We start from the raw sequence: 24,570 nt of genomic DNA on the forward strand, positions 1-24,570 counted from the left end.
GCTGCCGGATTCTGGTGACGCTGCTGCACGAAATGCAGCGCCGTGACGCGAAGCGTGGCCTGGCCTCGCTGTGCATCGGCGGCGGCATGGGCGTGGCGCTTGCGCTCGAGCGTGCTTGAGATCGATTGAGCAGAACCCGCATGCCCGATCAGCCGATCGGGCCGCACTGAAGTCAAACGGTTTGCCTGCACGGCACGAGATGTGCGCTGGCCGGCAAACCGGACAAGTTTCGCGCAACATTAGATGGACACAATAACCCGCGCGAACCTGCCCGAGTGGTCTTCGCCTCTCGTGCGAGGATGCCGGGCATGCAAGAAGTGGCGTATCAACAACGGCACGCCACGTGAATCACTGTAATTTTCTCTCGCGGATAGAAAGGATGACTAAGCGTATTGCATTGGTAACTGGTGGCATGGGCGGTCTCGGTGAGGCTATTAGCGTACGTTTGTACGACGCAGGCTATAAGGTCGTCGTCACGCACTCGCCGGACAACGCTGGCGCAAAGGACTGGCTGGCCAGAATGCAGGAGACGGGCCGCGAATTCCACGCGTATTCCATCGACGTTGCCGATTACGATTCGTGCCAGCGCGGCGCGCTGAAGATCAAGAACGAAGTCGGCCCCGTCGACATTCTGATCAACAATGCGGGCATCACGCGCGACGTGACGTTCAAGAAGATGGACAAGGTCAATTGGGATATGGTCCTGCGCACCAATCTGGACTCCATCTTCAATATCTCGAAGCCGCTGTGCGACAGCATGGTCGAGCACGGCTGGGGCCGCATTATCAATATTTCGTCGGTGAACGGTTCCAAGGGCGCCGTGGGCCAGACGAACTATGCAGCGGCGAAGGCCGGCATGCACGGCTTCACGAAATCGCTCGCACTGGAAGTCGCCCGCAAGGGCGTGACGGTGAACACGATTTCGCCGGGCTATCTTGCAACCAAGATGGTCACCGCCATTCCGCAGGAGATTCTCGATACGAAGATCATCCCGCAGATTCCGATGGGCCGTCTCGGCAGCCCCAATGAAGTTGCCGCGCTCGTGCTGTTCCTCTGCTCGGACGACGCCAGCTTCGTGACTGGCGCGAATATCCCCATCAACGGCGGCCAGCACATGCAGTAACGCTGTACTCGTTTTGCTTCGCCGCAAGCTGCGCCGGCCGTCCTGGCCGGCGTCGTTTGCGGCGTGCATCTCGCGGCGGGCGACCGCCGCGCGAAGGCCCACGCAGCCTCGCGTTTGCGGCCGAATTCCCCCCGCAGCACACCCATTCCCCGCGCGACGAGAATCGCGCCGCCCCATCCCGTAGCGCCCCATCCGAATCACTGAAACACGATCCTCAATGGCGCGTCGTTCGGCTCCGGCTATTACACGTGCAGCGCGGTGGCGCGGTCCAACATTCCCGCCAACAAGAGCGGCGAGATGAAATACGTCTAACTGGCCGCCCGCGCTTCCAGAAATAACGTGTAATCATTGTTGCGCGCGAAGGCGATCGCAAGCACTTGAAATTGGCTAAAGGCGCCGCATGTCATTTCGCCAGTCCACAGCGTCTCGCTAGAAACTCGCATTTTTTCGAAATCCGTATCGCGAGCCTCAAATCAGTTGTAGGCGGACCGGCTTGCGACTATTGTGCAAGTAGATATCGTCAAATGAAAGAATTTGGAGGAATCCGATATCGAAATTGCCGTGGATTGAATCTGCGAATGGTCACGCCAATGGCAGTCAATTTGCATGCATTGCCGCTTTGCCGTCATAATTGGGTATGCCATGACGGCATTGCCTATATGGGCGAATGCGTGGTCCAAGCCAAACTTCGACATGCAAACGAAGTTCAAACAGTCGCTTGGGGGTGAATTCCTGACAGGGAGAATGAGTATGGTTACGTTGGACGCAATCAAGCTGAAGATTGCAAAGCTTGAGAAACAGGCGGTGGCGATTGCCGAAAAGCAATCGTCCGTCGGGCTCACGAGAATTCGCGATCTGATGCAAAAGCACGGTTTGAGCGTTGCCGATATCGAGCGCTTCGTTGGCAAAAGACGCGGCCGCAAGCCGGGCGTCAAGGCCGCGAATGGCGCTGCGAAAGCGCCGCATCCCAATGCACATCCGGTCGCGCCGAAATACGCCGATCCGAAAACCGGCGCAACCTGGACCGGGCGCGGGCGTGCACCGGCCTGGATTCGCGACGTCAAGAACCGTTCGAAATTCCTGATCGCGGCAGGCGCGGCACCCAAGGCGGCATCGGCCAAAGCAGCAGTCGCGAAGAAGCCGCCGGTGAAACGCGCGGCGGCAAAGAAGGCCGGCGTAAAAACCACCGCCGTTAAAAAGGCGGCTGGCGCGCGTGCGAGCAAGAACGCGGCACCCGCAAAGAAGGCCGCCGCGCCGCGTAAAACGGCTGCAAGAAAAGCACGCGCCGCGGTGCCGGCTGCTGCATCGGCGGCCGCAGCGCCCGCAACCACAGCCTGATAACCCGCTGATCGAACGGCTCAACCAAGCTGTTCGATCAACCACCTGACCATAGCCGGCGTTGCGCCGTTCCCGAGCGGGACAGCGCAACGCGGGTTACGGTTGTCGCCGCAGATCGACTGGCGGCTATCTTTTCCCACCACCCTCGTTTAACCATTTCTGCAATGGCGGGCTCGATTATTTCGGCCAGCTTTTGCGTCATTGTCATTTGCGCACTGCACTGCCTGAAAGGCATGTGTAATCCACAATGCGCGTGATCAGAACGTATAAGTGAGTTTGCCGAATGCGGTCCGGCCGAGGCTGTTATAGCCGTATGCGGTCATGTACTGCTTGTTGAACAGATTCGAGATCATCGCGGACAGCAGCAGGTGCGCATTCACCTTATACGAAGCACGCAGGTCCACCGTCGTGTACGACGGCAAATACAGCGTATTGGCCTGATCGTCGAAGGTCGAGCCTCCGTAATGCAGCGAGACGCCTGTGCTGAGCGCGTGGAGGTGGAATTCGTCCCACGTATGGTCGACGCTCAGGTTGAAGGTTTGACGCGGGCGGCGAGGAAGCCAGGTCTGGTCGGTCACGTCCTGCGGATTCAGAATGCCGATCGCGAGGCTCACGGGCGTGTACGCTCCGAGCGTGCCCTTGTACGAGAGGTCGATCCCCTGGATGTGCGCGCGACCGATATTCACGGGCAGGAAGGTCTGCGAATCGTAGTTGATGAGATCGTGCACGCGCGTGTCGTACACCGCCGCCGTGAAAGTGCCATACGCCGTGTTGGCATCGAGTGCTGCCTCGACCGTGTCGCTGCGTTCCGGCTGGAGGTTGGGGTTCGCGTAGCCCGGATAGTACAGATCGTTGAAGGTCGGCAGCCGGAACGCGTTGCCGTAGGAAACACGTGCCGTATAGACCGGCGTGATCGCCCACGAGAGTGCGGCGTTACCGGTATTGACGGCCTGCCCCTGGACGATATCGTGGCGCCCGGCGAGGAACAGCGTCACGTCGCCGAGCGTGGCCGACTGGTGCAGCGAGACGGCGGAGTCGTTGCGCGCCGGCAAGCCGCCAGGCACCTCGACGGGCAAGAACGCCAGTTCGCGCGAGAAGTCGTAGGCGAGCTTGGTTTCGCCTGAGAGCGGCTGCCCGAACAGCGTGTGCCCGCTCTCCTGATGCGTGATCGACGTCGACGTGGAGAAGCGCGTCGAGTCGAATTGATCGGTCGGTATGGTGGGATCGTTCGAGTAGATGAACTGGCGATCGGTCGCGTAGCCCACCGATTGATCGAATTGCGTGAACGGCGTGATATCGAGGTGGAACGCCGCGCCGGTCGTGAGTTGATGATCGCGCTGCCGGTCGTTGCCGCCTGCGTTGTCATAGGACAGATCGGACTGGTGATACAGCGCGAAGGTGGAAATCGACCAGTTGTCGTGCGCGTAGCCGAGCCGCCCATTCACGTCCTGGGCGTGGTACGGATTGCGGCCGTCCTCGTGGCCGTAGGCCCAGGGCCGGGTCGCGTCGATGCCTGCCGTGTTGTAGTCGTGCAGCCCGAGCGAATACGTGAGGCCCCCGAGCGCCGCGAGCGGTCCGCTCGACGGCACGGTGCCGGAGGTGCTCAGCATCGTGTCGAAGGTCTTGTTCGAGCCGCCGCCGAACGACACCGTGGTCCGGTTCGGCAGATTCGACGCGCGGCGCGTGAAGAGCTGCACGACGCCGCCCACGGCGTCCGCGCCGAACGAGGCGGCAGCGGGGCCCGAGATCACCTCGACGCGGTCGAACGCGTCGGTTGGCAAATCGGCCCATTCGGGCATGCCGGTGGTCACGGAGCCGATGCGGATGCCGTCGATGAACACGGCCACCTGCTGGGCTGACGAGCCGCGAATGCTCACCGAAGACACCGAGCCCGGCCCGCCGCTTTGCGACACCGTTACGCCCGGCAGCGTGGCGAGCGCCTGCGTGATGCTCGGGTCGACGGGCGAGAGGCGGTCGAGATCTTCGCGCGTGAGCACCTGCGTGCTCGCGTAGCGCTGGTCGAACGACTGCGGCAGATGCTGCGTGTCGCCTACCACAAGGATGTTCGACAGCGTGGGGTCGTTGTCCGAGGCGGTGGATGCGGCGGCGGCAGGCGGCTGCGTGGTGGGCGTCGCGGGCGTGGCAGCGGCAGCGCTGTGCCATGCATATGCGCTCATGGCGCACGCGGCGGCGATGTGGCGCAGTTTCGGCCGGTGGTCTTCTCTGGAGGCGCCGGGAGCCGGCGGAATGTGGCCCATGCGCTGGCTAAAGCGTTCGCCAATGCAGCGGCGACAGGCTTCCTGGGCGGAAGCCGTTTCAATCGTGGTGGACATGCAACTGATCCTGAGGTCGGGCTGTCCTTGCAGCGGGCGACCGCGCACGGGCGGTGCTGGCGCATCGGGACACCCCGTCCCGTGCGGCTGCTTGGACCTCGGTCGATGGCAGGTCTCCTGGCTCGCGGGTCGACGCCCCTTGCCGGCCTTCCCGGTTTCCCAGTGGCGCGTTTGGCATGGGCTTGCCGCTCACAGTTGCGGGGGCAGCCGCAGACTTGGGGCCGGGCGGCTCCACTGCGTTCCCTTTTGATCCCGTCGCCGGGAACCATCAGGGCGCAAGGGTAATGGCCGCGCGTGGCGCGCGTCAACCCGTTATGCATCGGGCGTTGTGAAAACGCCCGCCGAGCCCGCTGGTCCAGCCCGTTTCTCGAGCCAGATTGTCGCGAGCGGCTACTGGCTGCCCTTGATTTCGGCGTCGCTGCGCACCTGGAGCTTGCTCGCCACCGTGCGTACGCCCGCTACGCCCTGCGCCACCGATATCGCGAGCGCGATCTGGTTCTGGTCGGCCACGACGCCCGTGAGCGTGACCGCGCCATCGTGTGTCCGCACGCGAATAAAGGTCGATTTAAGTCCCTGCTTGCGTGCCGCGCGCAAGGCGTGGCGCACGGAGGTGGCGAGCTGGCGGTCGGTTGCGGCAGGCGCGCTCACGGCCGGTGGCGCGGCGGCGGATTGCGAGCTTGCCGTGTGTTCGTCGCCCTGCGCTGAGGCGCTGGCACAAACGCTCATCAGCAACGCCATGGCGGCCATCCGGGTGCCGATTCGATACACCATGTTTTCTTCTCCTGGAGCGGATAGTGAGTTCAGAACTTGTGATACATGCCGACGAGCACGACATGCGGCGAGTGATAGTTCTGCATCACGCCGCCCGGACCCATATAGCTGTTCTGAATGTTATCGACGGTGGGCTGTTGCGTCGGCATGTCGCCATAGACCGGCGCAGAGCCGATGTTGTGAACCAGCGAGCCGCGTACGTAGAGCGCGGTGCGCGCCGAGAGGTTGTAGTCGTAGCCGAGTGTGATGCCGAGCGAATGGTCATTGAAGCCGCTCACCGTGCGATAGGCGAGTTCGACGCGAAAGTCGTTGCGCTGCTGGTAGCGGTAAATGGCCCCGGCCGAGTAAACCGAGGCCACGCGGTCGCCTTCGATCCGGGGCGCGAGAAAGCTGTAGCCCGCGGAGAGCACGTAATGGCCGGCGTCGTAGAACACGCCGGCGGCGTAATTGTCGGTGCGCACGAACTGCGAAGGCACGAGCGCGTTCTGGCCATAATTGCCGATATAGGCGAGCGTGGCGAACAGGTGGCCATCGAAATAATTGAGCGCGGCGCTGCGGGTCGCGAAAGTGGGTGCCGCCGGTTGCGCGCCATGCAGCACCACGGCGAACTGGGCGTTGAGCGGCCCGAACCATGGCGACGAATAGCTGATCGCGCTTGGCAGGCGCGCCGGCTCGTAGCTCGCGCCCGGCCCGAGATCGCTGGTCCACTGGAGCAGGTAGCCCACAGCGGAAACTGTGCCCACTTCGCCGAATACGTCGACGAAGAGCGGCACGCCCACGTCGTCCTGCAAGCCGAACTTTAGCTCGCCGGTGCGCTTGGACCCGATGCTGATCCACGCCTCGCGGTTGAACATCGTGCCGGGGGTGCCCGGTTGCCCAGTGGCCGTATTGAAGCCGTTTTCCAGTGCGAAGCGCACGCGATAGCCGTCGCCAAGATTTTCGACGCCATAGAGGCCGAATTTCGAAGTCCATTCGCCGCCGCTTTGCTGCACGAATGCGCTGTGCGCCCCTTTCGTGTAGCCGATGGAGTCGTCCACCACGCCGTAGAGTGTGACGCCCGGCGTATAGGCGGAACTCATCGCGTAGGGCACGCCTTGCAGGTAGTCGAAGAGGAACAGGCCGCCGGTGTCGGCGTGCGCCGCGAAGCTGGCGGTGCCTAGCGCGAAAGCGCAGGCTAGGTGCGCGGGCCGAAGGCCCGTGGCGAAGGAGCGGATGCGCATACGGCCGGACTGCGGCGCGCGTCGCATGGAAAGGCGGCTGGCTGACATTTATTGCTCTGGGGATGGGTCAGAATGGTTGGAAGGAGTGGGCGCAGTGGCGGACCGATATGCGATATGGAATCCTTATTAATTGATTGGCGATATTCTCGTGTTGCAGCCGTTACTGGGCACGCCGCTCGCGTTCAGCGAACGACGCGGCGCGCCTGTGTTTAGCGGCGCGGTTCGCGCTCGAACGGCAGCGCGACGTCGTCGGGAATCGGGCAAACGTACGGCTTGCCGCCGCGCTGTTCGATGAGCTCCGCCTTCGCCTTCGCCAGCGTTTCGGGTGCACCGAAGAGTTCGATAGCGGTCGCCGCGAGCGTCTTGCCCGCGAGCAGCATGCCCTTATGCGCGAGCGCGGTTTTGCCTTGCGCGACCCATTGCCACGAATGCGGGGGCGTGCCGAACGCGTAGCAGGCGGTATGGCACTGCGCGGTGGGGGTGATCCAGCTCACGTCACCCACGTCCGTCGAGCCGGCGATCGGGCGGCCCTTGTTCGGCACGTACGGATCGACACGGTCGAACAGCGGCTTGGGATTGCGCCAGGCCTGGTTGAGCGAGCGCGAGGACGCCTCCACGTCGGCGGCGGACAGGGTCTCTTGCTGGTACGCGCCGGCAAGCGCGAATTCCTCGGCGGTGAACGTTGGCGTGCCGAGCCGTTCGAGGTGCTCGTACATCACCTGGCTCAGCACCGTGTTTTCGAGCAGGTTCGAGCAGGCCTTGTCAAACACGATTTCGAGCGAGCAGTCGGTCATTTGTGCCGCGCCGCGCGCCACGTTCTTCACGCGCTCGAACAGTTCGGCAGCCTGATCGTTGCGCGGCGCGCGCACGAGGTAGAGCACTTCGGCGTTGGCCTGCACGACGTTGGGCGAGAGGCCGCCCGTGTGGGTGACCGCGTAGTGCACGCGCGCCTCGGGCAGCATGTGTTCACGCAGATAGTTGACGCCCACGTTCATCAGCTCGACCGCATCCAGCGCGCTGCGGCCGAGGTGCGGGGCCGCCGCCGCATGCGAGGCTTTGCCCGTGAAGCGGAAGTAGGCCTGGATGTTGGCGAGCGAGCCGCCCGGAAAAATGCCCGTATAGACGTGCGGATGCCACGAGAGCGCAGCGTCGAGGTCGTCGAACAGGCCCGCGCGCGCCATGAAGGTCTTGCCCGAGCCGCCTTCCTCGGCGGGACAGCCGTAGAAGCGCACTGTGCCGGGCTGGCCACTCTTCGCGAGATGATGGCTCACTGCGGCGGCGGCCAGATGCGCGGCGCTGCCGAGCAGATGATGGCCGCAGCCGTGCCCGTTGCCGTTAGTGACTTCACTGGACGGCTGGCAGGTCAGCGCACCGGCCTCCTGGCTCAGGCCCGAAAGGGCGTCGTATTCGCCGAGGATGCCGATCACCGGACCGCCCTGGCCCGCTTCGGCGACGAAGGCGGTCGGAATGCCGGCCGCGCCGCGCGTGACGCGAAAGCCGTTCTCCTCCAGCAGCTTCACGTGCAGGTCGGCGGAAGCATGTTCCTCGTAGCGCAGCTCGGCGAGATTCCAGATCTGGTCCGAGAGCGCGGTGAAGTTCTCACTCTGGCGGTCGATGAATTCGAGTACGGGCGCAAGGGTCGTCATGATGTTCTCCGTGGGCATGAGGGGGCCGCGGGGCGGGCAAGTGCCCGGGACCCGCGGACTGGATGAATTGAGGGAGTGCGTCACCCCGCCAAACTATCTGGACTACCAGGCAAGTTGTCAGGCGATGGGATGCAGGCGCGGAGCGCGGACTAAATCAGGTGCGCTGAATCGGCGATTCGGGCCGCACGCCAGCAGGCGCGGCGCTGTCGTCCACGCGCTGTTCGGGGAAGCGCCAAAGCGCGAGCAGGCTCAGCGCGCCGCTGGCGAGCAGGTACCAGGCGGGCGACATCGGGTCGCCGGTGCGATGCAGCAGCCAGGTGACGTTGAACTGGGCGAAGCCGCCAAAGAGGCTCACGCCCACGCTGTAGATCACGGCCAGAGCGGTCACGCGCACGCGCGCTGGGAAGGCTTCCATGACGAGCAGGAAGAACGCCAGCGAACCCAGCGTGACGAGACCCATCACCACGGTCACAATCACGACCATCGTCGTGACCGAAGGGGCGGCGATCAGCATGCGAAAGGCCGGATAGACACAGACGAGCGACGCGAGCGACGTCGCGGCGAACAGCGGCTTGCGCCGCGCGAGGCGGTCGATGATCCAGCGCCCGGAGATGAGCGCCGCCACGATCATCGCCAGCCCCGATGCGCAGCCCGCCAGAAACGAGGTCGTCATGGGCAGGTGCAGCGTGCGCACCGCATAGGCCGGCATGTAGAACACGAGGATATAGAGCATGGAGGTGCTGCCCACCAGCATCAGCGAACCCAGCACGGTGCGGCCCAGGTATTGGCCGACCACCTCGCGGAACGCGCTGCTCTCGCGATGCGTCTCGACGTGCGTTTCGTCCAGACGCCGGCGAATATAAAAGCCCACCGGACCCAGCGCGAGCCCGAACACGAAGGGCACGCGCCAACCCCAGTTGGCGAGCGCATCGGGCGAGAGCGTGGCCGAGAGCACGGCGCCGCTCAGCGCGCCCATCACGGCGGCGACGCCCTGGCTGACCGCTTGCCAGCTCACCATGTAGCCGCGCCGCGCGAGCGGACCGGACTCCATCAGAAAGGTGGTGGAGGCGCCAATCTCGCCGCCCGCCGAGAGACCTTGCAGCAGCCGGCCGATCACCACGAGCACGGGCGCCGCCACGCCGATTTGCGCGTAGCCCGGCGTGAGCGCGATGGCGCCGGTGCCGATCATCATCAGCACGATGGTGAGCGTGAGCGCCGCGCGGCGGCCCGCGCGATCCGCGTAATTGCCGATCAGGATGCCGCCGAGCGGGCGCATCACGAAGCCTACGCCGAAGGTCGCCATGGCGAGCAGCAGCGGCCCCGAGCCCGAATCGACCGGAAAGAAGGTCTTGCCGATCAGCCCGGCGAAGTAGCTGAACACGGTGAAATCGAACATTTCCAGCGCGTTGCCCGCCGAAGTGGCGATGATCGTCCGGGTCTGGGCCGACGCGGGCCGCGCGTGCGGGACGGCCTGGGCCAGCGGAGGGGCGGCTTCTTGCATCGAGGGTGTCTCCGGATGGATGTCGTTGTGGTCCGCCTGGCGCGATCGGTGCGGGCTCATTGCGGATGGCATGAATGGTAAAGTCGCGGCAATAAACGTGATACGCGTAAATTCTTATCCTGATAAACGATATTTATTGGGGTAATTACCTATCCAGCCGATGGCGCCGCCTTGGTGCCTTGCCACATCGGTCTCGCATCGGAAACGCATGAAGCTCAATCAACTCCGCGCGCTGCTGGCCGTTGCGCAAGCCGGCAGCATCCACGAGGCGGCGCGCACGCTGCACCTGACCCAGCCCGCCGTGACACGGGCGCTGCGCGATCTCGAAGACGAACTGGGCTTGACGCTGCTGGTGCGCAGCTCGTCGGGCGTGACGCTCACGGCGGAAGGGCAGACGCTCTTGCAACGCGCGGAACTGGTCGTGAACGAGATGGCGCGCACCGCCGAGGAAATGGCGCGGCTGCGCGACAACCGCCAGGGCCGGGTGGCGGTTGGCATGACGCCGCTGGCGGGCATCACCGTGCTGCCACGCGCCTACAACCATTTCCGGCGCGTCATGCCCGATGTGCAGCTGGAGTTTGCGGAGTTCAGCCCGTCGCAGCTCGTTGAGCGGCTCAAGAACGGCTCGCTCGATTTCGCGCTGGGCGCGGCTGCGGACGCGCACGATTTCGCATCGGTGCGCTGCGTGCATCTCGCCACCTACCCAATGTGGTTCGCGGTCAGCCGCCACGGCGATCTCGCGCGCGCCACGCGCCTTGCCGATCTTCAGGATGCCGAATGGCTTCATACGGGACCATCGGCGGAGTTTCGCGCTTTTCTGGAGGAGCTGTTCGGGCGCGCGGGACTGCCGGTGCCGCGCCGCGTGACGCGCTGCGCTTCGCAGACGCTCTTCTACAGCCTCGCAGTCAACAGCAACGTGGTGACGTCGTGGACGCACCTCGCCCTGCGCAGCGAAGGACCGTCGACCGAGCTCAAGACGCTGGAGCTGCTCGAGCAGCCGCCTGCGCGCAAACTATATCTGCTGCATCGCGAAGGCGCCGTGCTGACCGCGTCGGCCGAGCATTTCGTGCGGTGCATCGAGACGGTGGTCAAGACCGAGCGCGAGGCGCTCGGCCTGAAGGCGGACGGCGAGGCTTGAACGCGACGCCGTGGATTCCTGGTGCAGCCGGCCTAATTCCAGTCTAGCGCGCCGCCCGCCTGATACTCCGTCACGCGCGTTTCGAAGAAGTTCTTCTCCTTGCGTAAATTGGCTTGCTCGTCGAGCCAGGGAAGCACGTTCTCCGCGCCGGGAAACGGCCCGGGCATCCCCAGTTGACCCGCGCGCCGGTTCGCGATGTGGCGAAACTGCGCGCAATGCAAATCCGCCGAGTAACCCAATATCGGTTCGCGCAGGATATAGCCCGCATAAGCCGTTTCCGCCGCGTCGGCTTCTTCCCAGATCTCTTGCACGGCGCGCGGATCGAGTTGCAGGTTTTCCTCTTCGAGCAACTGCCGGATAACGCGGATGCCAAAGCCGCAATGCAGCACCTCGTCGCGCATGATGTACTGGAACTGCTGCGCGGTCGCCTTCATCAAGCCGCGCCGCTGGAGCGCGAACACCGGCGTAAAGCCGTTGTAGAACCAGCAGCCCTCGAACACCGCCGCGAAGAACAGGTAGGCGAGCGCGAATTCGTGCAGCGTGTCGCGATTCGTGAGGTCGAGGCCGGGCGCCAGAATGCGTTCGAGCCGCTTGTTCGCGAGTGCGATCTTGGCGTGGATTTCCGGCACGACGCGATAGCGGTTATAGATTTCCTGCTGATCCAGCCCGAGGGTTTCGATGCAGTGCTGGTAAGTCCAGGTGTGCAACGCTTCCTCATAAACCTGGCGTGCCTGATAGATCTGCAACTCGGGCGCGGTCATCTTTTCCATCACCGCGAGCCCGATGTTGCGCATGGCCAGAATGTCCGACGTGGTGAGGTAGGCGAGCACGTTTTCGAAAACGTGCCGCTCGGTTTCGGTCAGGCGCTGCTGGTAATCGTGCACGTCGTCGCTCATGGAAATTTCGAGCGGCGTCCAATGGTTGCGGTTCGCGCTCAGAAAGCACTCCCACGCCCACGGATAGCGAAACGGCGCGAGCTGATTGATGTCCCCGCGCCCGTTGACGACGCGCTTGTCTTCGGCGCGCGTGGCTTGTTGTTGCGAATCTGCTTTGCTGGAGAGGGGCATGGCTCAGAGCCCTCCCGCCAGGTACGCGGCCACGCCCCGTTTGAACGGCCGCAGATGATCGCCCGCGCGCAACAGGACATCGCGGGCCAAGCGTGCCGGCAGATGATCCCGCGTGTAGATCGACGCGATCATGCCGGTGATCAGGTAGAGCGGGCGCGTCGCCAGGCGGTGCTTGTGCTCGTAGTGCCGCAACAGCGCGTCGGACGCGTAATCGCGCCCTGAGCGGCAGGCTTCGCGGATGGCGCGGGCGAGCGTGTCGACGCCCGACAAGCCCAGGTTGAAGCCGTGTGCCGTGACCGGATGCATACCCACTGCCGCATCGCCCACTGCCGCAAAGCGCAGCGCCACGAAGTGCTCCGGATAAACCGCGACCAGCGGATACGCGTGCCGCGTCGTGACCAGTTCCATATTGCCGAGCCGGTGGTCGAAGCGGCGCTCGATTTCGTCGGCGAAGGTGCGCGCGTCCGCATGCTTGAGTCGCTCGATTTCGCGGCCCGTAAGCGTGAGCACCACGGAAGACTGGAACGCGCCGGAACCCGGGTGCGGATTCATGGGCAGCAGCGCGAGCGTCTGGCCATACCCGAACCATTCCCAAGCGGCGTGATGATGCGGCTTCTCGTGCGTCATGCCGCAAACCAGCATCGTCTTGCCGAAGTCGCGCATCTGCGCGGAGATGCCCATCATCCGCCGCGTGGACGAGAACCGGCTGTCCGCCGCCACGATCAGGCGCGCTTCGATGGACGCTCCGCCTTCGAGCTGCACGGTGGCGCAGTGGTCGTCGGACTTGACGCCGACAACGCGTTCGGACGCCCGGACGTCGATATCCGCGCTGTCTTCCCTCGCGCCTTGCACCGCTTCGAAGGCCGCCTTGCGAATCTGGTGATTGGCGACCAGCCAGCCGAGTTCATCGTGCGGGCTCAGGTCGCGCCCGATTTCGAGCGCATACGACGATTTGCCGTTTAAAACGCGCGCGTCTAGCAGACGCGACTTCGACTGGTTCTCGATCCGCTCCCATAAGCCAAGCTGTTTCAGCATGCTCACCGATTTATGCGTGAGCGCAATTTCACGTCCATCAAAGTCAGGATTACGAAGTTCATCCATGCCCTGCTGATCGACGATAACGATTTTCAGGCCCGTTCCAGCGAGCGAACGGGCGAAGCACAGACCCGCCGGGCCAGCACCCACAACGACGATATCGGCTTTCACCGGGTTCCTCCCATCGATATTCATTTCACCAACGCTGCATGCGCCGCCATGCACGAGCGCCGTGCGGCGGGCTGCGAACGTCGCCATGCCCCGGTGCGACTCCGGTGCTAATCCGGTTGCAGTGGTCGCTGCGGTTGCGAACGCGGGCTCGCAGACCTTAGAGAGCGCCGCGGCCGCTGTCCATCCTGCGTTAGGAGGGGGCGAAGGCGCGCTTGCTTCTTTCGGACTAGTCCGCCTTGCGTATTCCGGTTGCCGGCGTATTCGGCTATATGGCGTGCACGCCGGTCCCCGCACGGGCGACCGGCAATCTATCCCGGATCGCGGCGCGACCGATAGCGACGGATTGCCCTGCGTCGGCGGTGTTTGAGGCATCCTTGCGGTTATCGAGCGCGCGCCGATCCTGGCGCGCGAGGCAACGGAGAGCGAAACATGAGCAAGACCTTCAAGATCGCGGCGATTCCCGGCGACGGCATCGGCCAGGAAGTGATGCCCGAGGGCGTGCGCGTGGTGGAGGCGGCGGCTGCGAAGTTCGGCCTTCCCGTCGAATTCGAGTATTTCGACTGGGCGAGCTGTGACTACTATCTGGACCACGGCAAGATGATGCCCGACGACTGGTTCGCCACACTCAAGGGCTTCGACGCCATTTACTTTGGCGCGGTGGGCTGGCCCGACAAGGTGCCCGATCACATCTCGCTGTGGGGCTCGCTGCTCAAATTCCGCCGCGAATTCGACCAGTACGTGAACCTGCGCCCGGTGCGCCTGCTGCCGGGCGTGCCATGTCCGCTCGCCAATCGCAAGCCCGGCGACATCGACTTCTTCGTGGTGCGCGAGAACACCGAAGGCGAGTACAGCTCGGTGGGCGGCAAGATGTTCGAAGGCACCGAGCGCGAATTCGTGCTGCAAGAGTCGGTGTTCACGCGTCACGGCGTGGACCGCATTCTCAAATACGCGTTCGAGCTCGCGAATCAGCGTGGCCGCAAGCAGCTCACAGCGGCCACCAAGTCGAACGGCATCTCGATCAGCATGCCGTACTGGGACGAGCGCGTGGCCGAGATGGCCAAGGCCTACCCGGACGTGAAGTGGGACAAGCAGCACATCGACATTCTGTGCGCGCGCTTCGTGCTGCAGCCGGACCGCTTCGATGTGGTGGTGGCGTCCAACCTGTTTGGCGACATTCTTTCCGACCTCGGCCCCGCGTGCACAGGCACGATCGGGCTTGCGGCATCGGCGAACCTGAACCCGGAGCGCAAGTTCCCGTCGCTGTTCGAGCCGGTGCACGGCTCGGCGCCCGACATTTTCGGCAAGACCATTGCCAACCCCGTTGCGATGATCTGGTCGGGCGCGATGATGCTCGACTTTCTCGGCAACGGCGATGCGCGCTTCAAGGCCGCCCACGACGCCATCATGCAGGCAATCGAAAAGGTGCTGGCGCTTGGCCCGCGCACGCCGGACATGGGCGGCGCGGCGAAGACGACGGACGTGGGCCAGGCCGTGGCCGCCGCGCTGTGAGCCGAGGTGGGCTGACTTCCCGTGGTTCATACGCATGGTCGCGGCCTAATACGTGGCTGCGACCATGCAATATGGCGGCGCGACGCTCGCCGACGCCGTAGCGAATGTCGTGATGGAGTGGGTGCCGCGCATCGGCGGGCGGGGTGGCCTGATCGCGGTCGACGCGCACTTCGGACAATAGCGATGTCGCAATAAAAACAAAGGATTCCAAATTATTGAGTGCTCGCCCATCTGCCGACCATGTTTGCACGCAGCACGGATTCCATTTTGAGACGACTGCACGGCGACTCGGGTTAGCGTTACCTCGCGAGCGACCGATCGAAAATACGATTACGCGCGCTGGCCGGGGACCTAGTCGACAATGCCTGCATCCCGGCTACAAGGCAGGCTTTCCTGAGAGGAGACCAGCATGCGGGAAAGAGGGGAGGTAGCATCACGACTGATCGATGTGATGCAAGAAGGAGTCTGCGGTACGGCAACGGAACTGGCGGCGCATGTGAGAGTCGATGCGCGCAGCGTGCGGGCGGTTCTGCGCATGTGGCTCGAGGCGGGAATCGTGGATGTGGTCGAGGAGGTCGTGCCCGGCCGCGCGCGCGTGTTTCGCTACGGCGGAACAGGGCAGCCGGCCGGTTGCCTGCCCGGCGCGATGCGAGACAGGTCGCGTCGGGTGCCCACGATTCCCGTGGACCGCTGGCCCCAACTCGATTCGGAGCTGGCCGCCGCAGTTGATGCGATGATCCGCGTGCGCGGAGCGGTGCGCGCTCGTTAGTCCGTTACCATGAGCCACTGCGCGAGCTTCTCGTGTACGGCGGAACTCGTGAAGATCGCGAAGTGGTTCGTGTCGGGGAGAATCGTGAATGCGCTGGCCGGCGCTGCCCGATCGAACAACTCGCGCAGGCGTTGCGCGTCTACCGCTTCGTCATGCTCGCCAATCAGCACCGCGGCCCGCGCCGCCAGTTTTTGCACATCGGCGGCGTAACGCGTGCGAGGTTGATACGCGGTGCACAGACGCCAGGAATACGCGAGGGTTTCCGAGCCGTCACGGAATCGCACGGGCTTGTTGAACTCGATGACTGGCAGCGCGTTGAACCCGCGAATCCCCAGCGTATTCAGAATGGCCAGGCCAATGATGCGTCGCAGATTGACTTGCGCCCAGCCGCCCGCCGACCGGCCCCTGAGCGTAGCCGACGTCGGAATGGCGGGGCTTAGCAGCAGGAAGCGCGACGCCAGTTGCGCGTAGGCGCCGCCGGCAAAGCGGATCACGAACCCGCCGCCGCTGGAATGCCCGCCAAGCACGATCGGCCCGTCGAAATGTTGCCTGCGCAACTCGGCAATCAGATCCGCCATATCGTCTTCGAGTTGCCCGACGTATTCGATATCGCCCCGGCGGCGGCCGGACAGATAGTGGCCACGGAGATTCGGCAGCGCGACCTTGGCCGCGCCGGAAGCGGCAATCGCGGCGGCCAGACGATGGTAGGAGCGTCCGTGCGCCGATGAACCATGCACGAACACCAGGATCTGGCTCGCGGTCGAGTCGTAAAGCCGCCAGGCGAGTTGCTCGCCATCTCTGGCAGGGTAGCGGCGCAGCGCCGGCAAATCCGCGTCCGAGGCAGCGTTCTGCGGCGAGCGCAAGGCATCGAAGCCGAACACGTCCGTGTCCTCGCTGCGCGGCGTGCGCGGTGCGCTCGCGGCCATTGCGACGGCAACGGCGACAAGCACCAGCATCGCCACGAGAACGTGCATCATCCCAAGCAGAATAACCACGGATATCTCCTGTGTCCGGCGGTTGCCCTGTTACGCGAGCGGAACGTAAATATCGGTTTGCCACTGGTCCTGCGGGGTTTCCGGCCACGCGCTCAGGTAGTGGAAGAACAGCGGATGGTCGCGCAGTTCCTCGCCGCTTGCAGGCAGCCAGTCGCGATAGATCGGATAGATGGACTCGCCTACATGGTCGGTCGACCCAACATGCCGAACCACCGCGCAGCGTCCGCGCGGAATCACGAGTTCGCGCACCCCGAAAGCATTTGGCGCGACGGCTTCGTGGATTTCGCCGCAAATGTCGAAGCGAAAATCGTCGGCGGGCGTGGTGTCCGGATTGCTGCGCGGAATGCCGAAGGTGCGGCTGGTTTCGATGGGCGATTGCCCGCTTTGCTTGCGCCAGTCGATGAACTTGCGCACGCTCTCGTTCACGAGCCCAATCGGCCCGCAGTGTTCGAACGCGGCAACCCGCGTTTCAGCAAAATCGACGATACGAACTTCCATGTTGAGTTTCCTCGAAAGATAGGGGACGACAAAGGTTGCACTCCAGATCTGCCAGTTCGGCTGCCGCCGGAACGCGCTCGGCGCCATGCCGAACGCGCGCTTGAATGCGCGGCTGAAGGCTTCGGGGCTGTCGAAGCCCGCGTCGAGCGCGGCATCGAGCACCGTGCAGGCGTCTTGCGCGGCAAGCCGGCGGGCCGCGCCGCGCAAGCGCATCAACTGCACGTAGCGCGCGACCGGCACGCCCACATAGGCCGCGAACTGGCGATGGAAGTGAAACCGCGAAAAGTTGGCGACGCGGCTTAGCGTGTCGACCGAGAGGTCGCCGTCGAGATTCGCGTCGATGTGGGCGAGGACGGCGTCGAAACGCGTGGTGTAGGCGCGCGTGGCGTCGGTGTGAGCTTGCATGGGCTGGAGCAATCGTGAGGCAACGGGAGCTGCGATGTGCGTATGATCGCGCAGGTTCGCAGCGGCGCACCTAGCCGCGCTTGCTCGATTGGCGGCGGCGCCTTTGTGATTCATGCAATATGAATCGCGTCTTCGCGTCTTCGCGTCTTGGCGTCTTGGCGTCTTCGCGTTTCAGGGTGAAGGACATATTCGAAACGTATTTCACATTGGCATGCTGATTATTAACAGTTTTCCAGTTGACGATGAATATTCATAAAAACTAAAATCCGCCCGCTGCATATCCGGGGCTGTTCCGTTGAGTCTGCGGGCAGGTGGCTTGCGATGCACAAGAATATGGAATTGGCATGAACCCAACTGAATTGGCCCAGATAATCCGAGGCGGACTGATCCAGCAGGACCGTTTGATCAGGGCGGATATTCCGGTTTTACCGAATAATGCGCTTGTGCCACGCAGGGCAGTAATTTATTCCGAATTGGGCCGCGATTTCAGCGCCACGCTCGATATGGTCTCGACGGCGGGCGACATCGAACTTAAAAAGCTGATTGCGCAGCCGATGACGCTGTGGATTCAGCAGGCAGACAAGTCCTATCTGCCGGTCAATGGCTATATCCATACGGCCCGAAGGCTCGGCAGCGATGGCAGCTTTTCAAGTTATCAGCTGACCTATGCCTCGTGGATGCATTTCCTCCGGTTCCGCAGCGACATGCGTTACTGGCAGGACAAGAGCGTCGACGCCATCATCACGGACGTGTTCAACACGCATCCGCAGGCGCGTGGCCAGTACCAGTTTGAGTTGCGCAAGCCGCTGCCCCAACGTTCGTATTGCCGCCAGAGCGAAACCGACTGGAATTTCGTCCATCGCCTGATGGAGGAAGAAGGCCTGTTCGGCTTCTGGCAGCAAAGCAAGGACGGCAAGTCGCATACGCTTGTGGTGACCGACGATATCTACGTACTTGACGAGGTGTCGCCCAATCCGGTCAGGTTTGATCGCCTGGGCACCGGCAGCGAAACGGATGCCTTCACGCAGTGGTCGGGTTCGCGAACCCTCCAGAGCACCGCGCATACGACGCGCACGTTCGACTACAAGGCTCCCTCGTCTGCCGTCAATCCCAAGGGCACCTCCTTGCCGACGATGCAGGGTCAGGGAGACTTGCCGGAGCAGGCCGAAGTCTACGAATACACCGGTGCTTACACGTATCCCACTCAGGATCGCGGCGAGCAGCTTTCGAAGATTCACCTGGAAGAGTGGGAGTCGCGTGCCAAACGGTTCTTCGCGGCCGGCGGCGTTCGCGGTATCGATGCGGGCCTGCGCTTCGAACTGACCGGCCATCCGGAGCACGATCGCGATCCGGCGAACCAGCGGGAATTCGCGGCCATCAAGGTGCGCCGGTACATCGAGAACAACCTGCCATTGTCGGACCACGGGGCGGGCTTACCGTACAGCCTGCAGGACACGCTGGCGCGGGCAAAGTCCGGGCGCACGGGAGAGACCGTCACTCACGGGGACGGCTCCGTGGGCTTCTATCTGGCCGACGTCGAGGCGCAGCGCGTGACGGTTCCGTACCGCAGCCCGTTCGAGCATGAAAAGCCGGAGATGCACCTGGAGACGGCCATGGTTGTGGGGCCGCAGGGTGAAGAGGTTCATACGGACGAATTGAACCGGGTGAAGGTGATGTTCGTCTGGGATCGGCAGAACCCTGGGGATGCGGGTGCCTCGTGCTGGGTGCGGGTTGCGCAGTCGGACACTGGCGGCGGCTATGGGAGCGTTCACGTTCCTCGTGTTGGCGAGGAAGTCCTCATCGGGTATGTCGGCGGCGATTGTGACAGGCCGATCGTGCTGCATCGTGTTTATAACGGAAGCGTCCAGCCGCAGTGGCACAGCAACGGCATTCTCTCGGGCTACCGGTCGAAGGAGTATTCGGGTTCCGGTTACAACGAGATGGTTCTCGACGATGCGACCGGGCAGAATCGCGCGAAATTGTTCAGCAGCACGGGGAACAGCCTTCTGCACCTGGGCTATCTGATTGACCAGAACGGCAATACACGCGGGTCATATCTTGGTTCTGGATTCGATTTAAAAACGGATTCGTATGGTGCCGTGCGCGCTTCGCAGGGGCTATACGTTACGACGCACCCGAAGCAGGCAAACAGCCAGCAGTTGGACGTGCGCGAGGCGCAGCAGCAGCTCGTCAATTCCGAAAGTGCCATGGAGGCGCTGTCGCAGGCGAGCCAGCAACATCAGGCGGAAAGTCTCGGTGTTGGGCACGATGCACTGAAGACATTCACCGATGCGACACAGAGCAACGTGCAGGGTTCGCAGTCGGGAGGCCGGACGGCTGGCGGTGGCACGGGTAACGCGAACGCTTTCAAGGAACCCGTGATGCTGGTCGCGAGTCCATCCGGCATTGCGCTGTCGACGCAGCAGTCGGTGCATGTGTCGAGCGATCAGCAGACCAATCTCGTGAGTGGACAAAGTACGTTCATCGCTACAGGCAAGTCGCTGGTGGCAAGCGTGGCGGAGAAGATCAGCCTGTTCGTGCAGAACGCGGGGATGAAGCTGTTTGCTGCAAAGGGCAAGGTCGAGGTGCAAGCCCATTCGGACAATATCGAACTGATCGCGCAGAAGGCGGTGAAGGTACTGTCGGCGACGGAGAATATCGAAGCCGCCGCGAAACAGGAAATTCTGCTGACGTCAGGTGGTGCCTATATCCGCATCAAGGGCGGCAACATCGAAATCCACGCACCGGGAAAGATCGACATCAAGGGAGCGCAGCATTCGTTTGCCGGGCCGACGCAGATGCCGTATGTGTACCCCGATTTTCCGCAATCACTCTCTAGCTCCCACTGGCCGTTCTCCGAATAAGCTCGGCGTTATCACTGACATACACCAATATGCTGATTAGCTATCCCTTTCTCCCGCCTCGGCAGATATCGGAAACCGACGAGGCTTGGGAGGCGCGCATATTCAATCTTGAAATGCTCGACTCGGGTGTTTATCCCGCCAGTCTTCAATCCGTATGGCATGGCGGAATTCATTTGCGCGATCCGGGCAACCACGAGCCGGTGCGCGCGATCGCAGACGGTACGCTTGTGGCCTATCGCATGGCATCCGGAAAGGTTACTCCGCCGGGGAGCGCTCCGGAAACAGGCGTTGACAACAGTTTTGTGCTGCTGCGTCACGAGACTGAAACTGCAGAGGCCGAACAGGGCGAAGGCTGCAATAAGGTTGTTTTTTATTCCCTGTATATGCATTTGATGGACGATGCCGAACTGCGAGGCGAGGGACGGCAGGAAGCGGCGCGTCCCTTGCCGCTACGAAGTGCTACCGGTGACGGCTCGGATGCACAAAGCATCAAGGTCGATGGAGAGACGAAGATTTACCGGAAGGACATTCTCGGGTTTCCCGGCCTAAGCGCCGGTGGTCGGCGCATGATTCACTTCGAGATTTTCACGACAAATTCGGACTTAAACGCGTTCTTTGTTGACAGCCTCAGTACCGTCGTGGATGCACAGGGAGCCGCGAATGGGAATATAGGTGTCTGGGGCGATAGTTACTTCGTGGTTCCGGCGGGCACCTCTGTTCTCGCTTCAGCGCCACACGCGGATGCGCATCACAAAATTGCCAAGCACGTGTTTCCCACCGGTCAGGCGGGGACGACCGGTGCGCGCCTCTTCGTTCGCATTGGTTATCGAGGTGGCGACAAATACACGACCGTGTGGCGTGACAATGGCGGCACGCTTGCGCCGACGCTGTTGACAGACACTCAGGGTACGGTCGACAAGAACTTTGAATACGCGCTGTATCCGCTTGCCAAAAAGCTTTACCGAAGCGGCCCTAGTGCAGGCTATGAGATGCTGCGCTTTGGCCGTGCGATTGGCCCAGATAAGCAGCTACTTGCAGCAGCCGACAAGCAACTGCATACCCTGATTACGTGGGATGCAGGCAAATCCGGATACATCGATCTCGCAGCCCACGGCATTAAGAAACTATCCGATGCGGATTTTCCCTCGTGGCTCGGGTGGCAAAAGATCGCAGAATCTGATGGCGCTTTCTCTGCCGACGGCATCTGCGATGTACCGGGCCTGCGGGCACTCATGGGGTTGGCTGTCAAACCTGGTGACACCGGCGATGCCGCTACACAGGATTTTTCAACATTTATTTCCGCAACGGAAAATGCGTCGATACGTGAGCGTCTACGCCATCTGGTCTGCCGTTTCCACACAGAATGGGATGGTTCGGACAATGAGCATCGTTACGCACGCCTCAAGCAAAGGGACGGACTGGGGCCGGGTGTCGACGGCCCCTTTTGCGGTAAAGACGCCGATTACGACAAACAACTCGCGTTTTTTCGCAAACTGCAATTTTGGGGGCAGCCAGCCGACTGGACGAACACCGGACTAACCGATCCACAGGTGTGGCATTTCCATCCGTTTGGCTTTATCCAGCACATGCGCCGCTGCGGCTGGCGCTCACTGAACGAAATGGCACAATTGCTCCCGCGCTCTTCGTATGCGGGTATGCCAGCACGTCACGACCACGTGAATATTGCGTGGGGTACCTCGGTTTCGCGCTGGACGCCCTACGTGCGTGCGTTCAATCAGGCGTTTCGCAAGTACGGTATCGTGACACCGAACCGGCAGACGCATTATTTTGCGCAAACCTTCATTGAGACAGCGCGCCTCGACACCATGCGGGAGCTTGGCCGCGGGCACAAGAATAGCCACGGACATTGGCCAACCCCTGCAATGCAGTACTATCAGGCTTTCTTTGGTCGTGGTTCCATGCAGCTCACGTGGGCTGGTAATTATGACGATTACCGCGATTTCCGCACTGCGGGCGCACTGCCTGACAATGCATCTGGCGTCTATTCGGACTCGCGCATTACACGGACGTCGCTGCACTATTGGGCCAATCCAGCCGATCATGGAACCGAGAAGCAGTGGTACCCTCGCTACGATCCAGACATCATCGCATCGGACCCCTACAATGCCGCGGATAGCGGTGGATACTATTGGGTGTCAAAGCACCACGACGGCACCTACGATATCAACAGCGTTTGTGACCATGGGGTTACGGAGCAGACCATCGGCCGTGTCTCGGTGCTTGTTAACGGCGGAGGCTTCGGCTTCTTCGAGCGTCAGGGCTACGCGCACTATGTTGCGCGCTTCCTGAGCGACGATACGAGTGAGACAAAGACTGCGACGTTCAATCCACATCACGGCAGCGTGACGTCTGAAGTCACGGTGGACTATACGCCTCAACGATCCTAACCAGATTTAACCTTTCCATGAAACATCGAATTGCTTGGTTCACTGCCACGGCGCTTGTCACTTTCACTTCGGCTTGCTGGGCCATCGGTCCAAACGTGAAGCACGACAAGCTGGAAATCACTGATCTGATCGAACAGTCGATTAGCGTCGTCTACACTAACCGAGGGGGCGATCAAGCGTTCGATGTTAAATCCGTGGGTATCGTGTCCTTCGAATCAGGGGAAACAAAGGCATGGTTGCTGCCGGTTCTCAACGGAAACGCAGACAATCATCCGTTACGCTCGGGCCATTGTGACGTGCTGATCTATAAGGCTGACAGTGACTACGTAACGCCTATAAAAATGACCCCGATATCCCTTGATGTCGGGCATGACGACGAATGCATCGGCTTCAAGCGGCCGTTGATCGTCGACGGGGATAACAACGGAACGTCGCAACTGGTGATCTACCCGACAATCTATGCGAATCAACCCAAAGCCACGGTTTGGCGCGTACTTGCTTATGATGCGCCGAACCGCTCGTTTTGCTACGCACCTGACGCATCCGACAGTTTGACAAAGGCAGCGGGCGAGGTATCAATCAACGACTCGAATGCGAGAAGTGTCTTGGAGAGCCTTCATTTGCCAGCGGACGCATTCAAATGTGCGGTACCGACAAAAGTCGACTGATCGCGAATTCAAACTGAGGTTGCCCGCGAATTTCGTATCTGCTAACTGAACACTCGTTATGCCGCTTGCTGGCGCTGTGCGGCGTACCAACTCCTCTCGAATTGCATCGGACTGATGTAGTTCAACGTCGAGTGCAGACGCTCATGATTGTAGAAGCTCAACCAAGCAAGCACTTCGTCCGTTGCCTCGCGACGCGTCGCAAAGCGCCGGCCGTGAATGCGCGTTTGCTTGAGCGATCCCCACAGGTCTCGGTCGGCGAATTGTCCCAGTAATTGGCCTTGTGGCTCATAGAGCAACGCATGCTGTAGCCCTTGAGCAACGCCTGGAATTCGTCGCTGCAGTATTGGGCGGCTTCCACGGTCGCTGTGCAGAATCAGGCCGGCCTCGGGGCGACGGCGGAACCACGCCAAACGCAACGCGTCAGAAACCAGCTCGGTGCGCATGTGCGGCTTGAGCGACCAACCCACGACCTGACGGCTGAACAGGTCCAGGATGACGGTGAGGTACAGCCAGCCCTCGTCGGTCCAGAGGTAGGTGATGGCTGTGCAGCCTGGCCGGCGAGAACTCACGCTGCAGCAGGTTTGGTGCGACCTGCAGTTGTGCCTGCTATCGGTCGTGGCCTTAAACCGGCGCTTGGCGCGCGCCTTGATGCTATGCAGTTTCATGAGCCGTTGAACCCGGTCCTTGCTCGCATGGATGCCTTGAGCCAGCAGTTCTTTCCAGACGCGCGGCCAGCCGCGTTCGCCTTTGGATTCAGCGTACACGGCACGGATGTGGATCAGCAGTGCGTCCTTGCTGATGCTTCGGCGCGGCCGCTCAGGATCGACATCGAGAGCGTTGAGACGATGATAACCACTGGGGCTGACGCCCAGCGTCTGGCGGGCTACGGAAACCGGCCATTGCCGGCTGTGTCGTTCGATCCACGCGTACTTCACACCGACTCCTTCGCGAAGTACGCCGTCGCTTTTCCCAGGATATCGCGCTCCATCTTCACGCCACTGTAAGCGCCCGGCAAAGGCACCCCTCAGCCTAAATTGCCGTCAATCAGGCGGCGGCAGGCACCCATCGATGCGGTAGAAGTGCGGCGATGTCATCGGCTTGATGAGTAGGC

Annotated in this window: 20 protein-coding genes and 1 riboswitch; of the genes, 10 read left to right on the forward strand and 10 right to left on the reverse strand. The window is 62.3% G+C overall.

The genetic code is table 11. The features are described 5' to 3' along the window. The 3 genes from HV773_RS35050 to HV773_RS37345 form a co-directional block, all read left to right on the forward strand. Positions 1-119: hypothetical protein (locus HV773_RS35050; RefSeq protein ID WP_175198404.1), on the forward strand; the 119-nt coding region annotated here is incomplete at its 5' end. Between the two features lie 260 nt (positions 120-379). Continuing rightward, complete coding sequence (gene phbB / locus HV773_RS35055; RefSeq protein WP_129563881.1) at positions 380-1,123, forward strand: acetoacetyl-CoA reductase; 744 nt, start codon at positions 380-382, stop codon at positions 1,121-1,123. Between the two features lie 606 nt (positions 1,124-1,729). Then, on the forward strand, positions 1,730-2,461 hold the full coding sequence (locus HV773_RS37345; protein ID WP_281365335.1) for an H-NS histone family protein: 732 nt from the start codon (positions 1,730-1,732) through the stop codon (positions 2,459-2,461). A 257-nt stretch (positions 2,462-2,718) separates the two neighbouring features. Here the strand turns inward: HV773_RS37345 and HV773_RS35065 are convergent, their stop codons facing one another. From HV773_RS35065 to HV773_RS35085, 5 genes are all read right to left on the reverse strand, one after another. Beyond that, positions 2,719-4,638, reverse strand: a complete 1,920-nt coding sequence (locus tag HV773_RS35065; RefSeq protein WP_129564452.1) for a TonB-dependent receptor domain-containing protein — start codon at positions 4,636-4,638, stop codon at positions 2,719-2,721. A gap of 246 nt (positions 4,639-4,884) precedes the next feature. Beyond that, a riboswitch (cobalamin riboswitch) is annotated at positions 4,885-5,079 on the reverse strand. Between the two features lie 105 nt (positions 5,080-5,184). Then, complete coding sequence (locus HV773_RS35070; protein ID WP_129563882.1) at positions 5,185-5,565, reverse strand: BON domain-containing protein; 381 nt, start codon at positions 5,563-5,565, stop codon at positions 5,185-5,187. Positions 5,566-5,594: 29 nt separating this feature from the next. Then, the gene (locus HV773_RS35075) at positions 5,595-6,785 is read right to left on the reverse strand and encodes a porin (RefSeq protein ID WP_160113485.1); all 1,191 of its coding nucleotides are present in this window, start codon (positions 6,783-6,785) and stop codon (positions 5,595-5,597) included. A gap of 209 nt (positions 6,786-6,994) precedes the next feature. Beyond that, positions 6,995-8,431 carry a M20 family metallopeptidase gene (locus tag HV773_RS35080; protein ID WP_129563884.1) on the reverse strand — a complete coding sequence of 479 codons (1,437 nt, stop codon included), beginning with the start codon at positions 8,429-8,431 and terminating at the stop codon, positions 6,995-6,997. A gap of 154 nt (positions 8,432-8,585) precedes the next feature. After that, positions 8,586-9,932 carry an MFS transporter gene (locus HV773_RS35085; protein WP_129563885.1) on the reverse strand — a complete coding sequence of 449 codons (1,347 nt, stop codon included), beginning with the start codon at positions 9,930-9,932 and terminating at the stop codon, positions 8,586-8,588. A gap of 208 nt (positions 9,933-10,140) precedes the next feature. Here HV773_RS35085 and HV773_RS35090 point away from each other — a divergent pair, with 208 nt between their 5' ends. Further along, a complete protein-coding gene (locus tag HV773_RS35090; protein WP_160113486.1) occupies positions 10,141-11,070 on the forward strand; it encodes a LysR family transcriptional regulator in 930 nt (309 codons plus the stop codon). A gap of 32 nt (positions 11,071-11,102) precedes the next feature. On the opposite strand, the gene HV773_RS35095 is transcribed toward HV773_RS35090, so the two are convergent. Then, positions 11,103-12,137 (reverse strand): ribonucleotide-diphosphate reductase subunit beta, encoded by a 1,035-nt coding sequence (locus HV773_RS35095; protein ID WP_129563887.1) that lies wholly within the window; start codon positions 12,135-12,137, stop codon positions 11,103-11,105. A gap of 3 nt (positions 12,138-12,140) precedes the next feature. Then, complete coding sequence (gene ubiM / locus HV773_RS35100) at positions 12,141-13,430, reverse strand: 5-demethoxyubiquinol-8 5-hydroxylase UbiM (RefSeq protein ID WP_227875521.1); 1,290 nt, start codon at positions 13,428-13,430, stop codon at positions 12,141-12,143. A 342-nt stretch (positions 13,431-13,772) separates the two neighbouring features. Between ubiM and HV773_RS35105 the strand changes: the two genes are divergently transcribed. The 3 genes from HV773_RS35105 to HV773_RS35115 all read left to right on the forward strand — a co-directional run bounded on the left by HV773_RS35105 (position 13,773) and on the right by HV773_RS35115 (position 15,621). Continuing rightward, positions 13,773-14,852 carry a tartrate dehydrogenase gene (locus HV773_RS35105; RefSeq protein ID WP_129563888.1) on the forward strand — a complete coding sequence of 360 codons (1,080 nt, stop codon included), beginning with the start codon at positions 13,773-13,775 and terminating at the stop codon, positions 14,850-14,852. 52 nt (positions 14,853-14,904) lie between these two features. Further along, on the forward strand, positions 14,905-15,033 hold the full coding sequence (locus HV773_RS35110; RefSeq protein WP_227875522.1) for an isoaspartyl peptidase/L-asparaginase: 129 nt from the start codon (positions 14,905-14,907) through the stop codon (positions 15,031-15,033). 228 nt (positions 15,034-15,261) lie between these two features. Next, positions 15,262-15,621: a hypothetical protein gene (locus HV773_RS35115; RefSeq protein WP_129563889.1), complete on the forward strand. Its 360-nt coding sequence runs from the start codon at positions 15,262-15,264 to the stop codon at positions 15,619-15,621. On the opposite strand, the gene HV773_RS35120 is transcribed toward HV773_RS35115, so the two are convergent. Further along, on the reverse strand, positions 15,618-16,616 hold the full coding sequence (locus HV773_RS35120) for an alpha/beta hydrolase (RefSeq protein ID WP_129563890.1): 999 nt from the start codon (positions 16,614-16,616) through the stop codon (positions 15,618-15,620). The two genes, HV773_RS35115 and HV773_RS35120, sit on opposite strands and share 4 nt — an antisense overlap. Before the next feature lie 30 nt (positions 16,617-16,646). Further along, complete coding sequence (locus tag HV773_RS35125; RefSeq protein ID WP_129564454.1) at positions 16,647-17,519, reverse strand: AraC family transcriptional regulator; 873 nt, start codon at positions 17,517-17,519, stop codon at positions 16,647-16,649. Positions 17,520-17,863: 344 nt separating this feature from the next. On the opposite strand from HV773_RS35125, the gene HV773_RS35130 reads away from it, so the two are divergent. From HV773_RS35130 to HV773_RS35140, 3 genes are read left to right on the forward strand one after another with little or no spacing between them, the layout of a single operon-like run. Then, entirely contained in the window at positions 17,864-20,383 is a 2,520-nt protein-coding gene (locus tag HV773_RS35130; RefSeq protein WP_129563891.1) for a type VI secretion system Vgr family protein, read from the forward strand. 29 nt (positions 20,384-20,412) lie between these two features. Further along, positions 20,413-22,791, forward strand: coding sequence for a lysozyme family protein (locus HV773_RS35135; RefSeq protein ID WP_129563892.1), 2,379 nt, complete (start codon positions 20,413-20,415; stop codon positions 22,789-22,791). Positions 22,792-22,808: 17 nt separating this feature from the next. Further along, on the forward strand, positions 22,809-23,459 hold the full coding sequence (locus tag HV773_RS35140) for a hypothetical protein (protein WP_129563893.1): 651 nt from the start codon (positions 22,809-22,811) through the stop codon (positions 23,457-23,459). A gap of 56 nt (positions 23,460-23,515) precedes the next feature. On the opposite strand, the gene HV773_RS35145 is transcribed toward HV773_RS35140, so the two are convergent. Beyond that, positions 23,516-24,394 carry an IS3 family transposase gene (locus tag HV773_RS35145; RefSeq protein WP_237164614.1) on the reverse strand — a complete coding sequence of 293 codons (879 nt, stop codon included), beginning with the start codon at positions 24,392-24,394 and terminating at the stop codon, positions 23,516-23,518. Positions 24,395-24,570: the final 176 nt, after the last annotated feature.

This window comes from Paraburkholderia caffeinitolerans (assembly GCF_902859945.1).
Classification (GTDB): Bacteria; Pseudomonadota; Gammaproteobacteria; order Burkholderiales; family Burkholderiaceae; genus Paraburkholderia; species Paraburkholderia caffeinitolerans.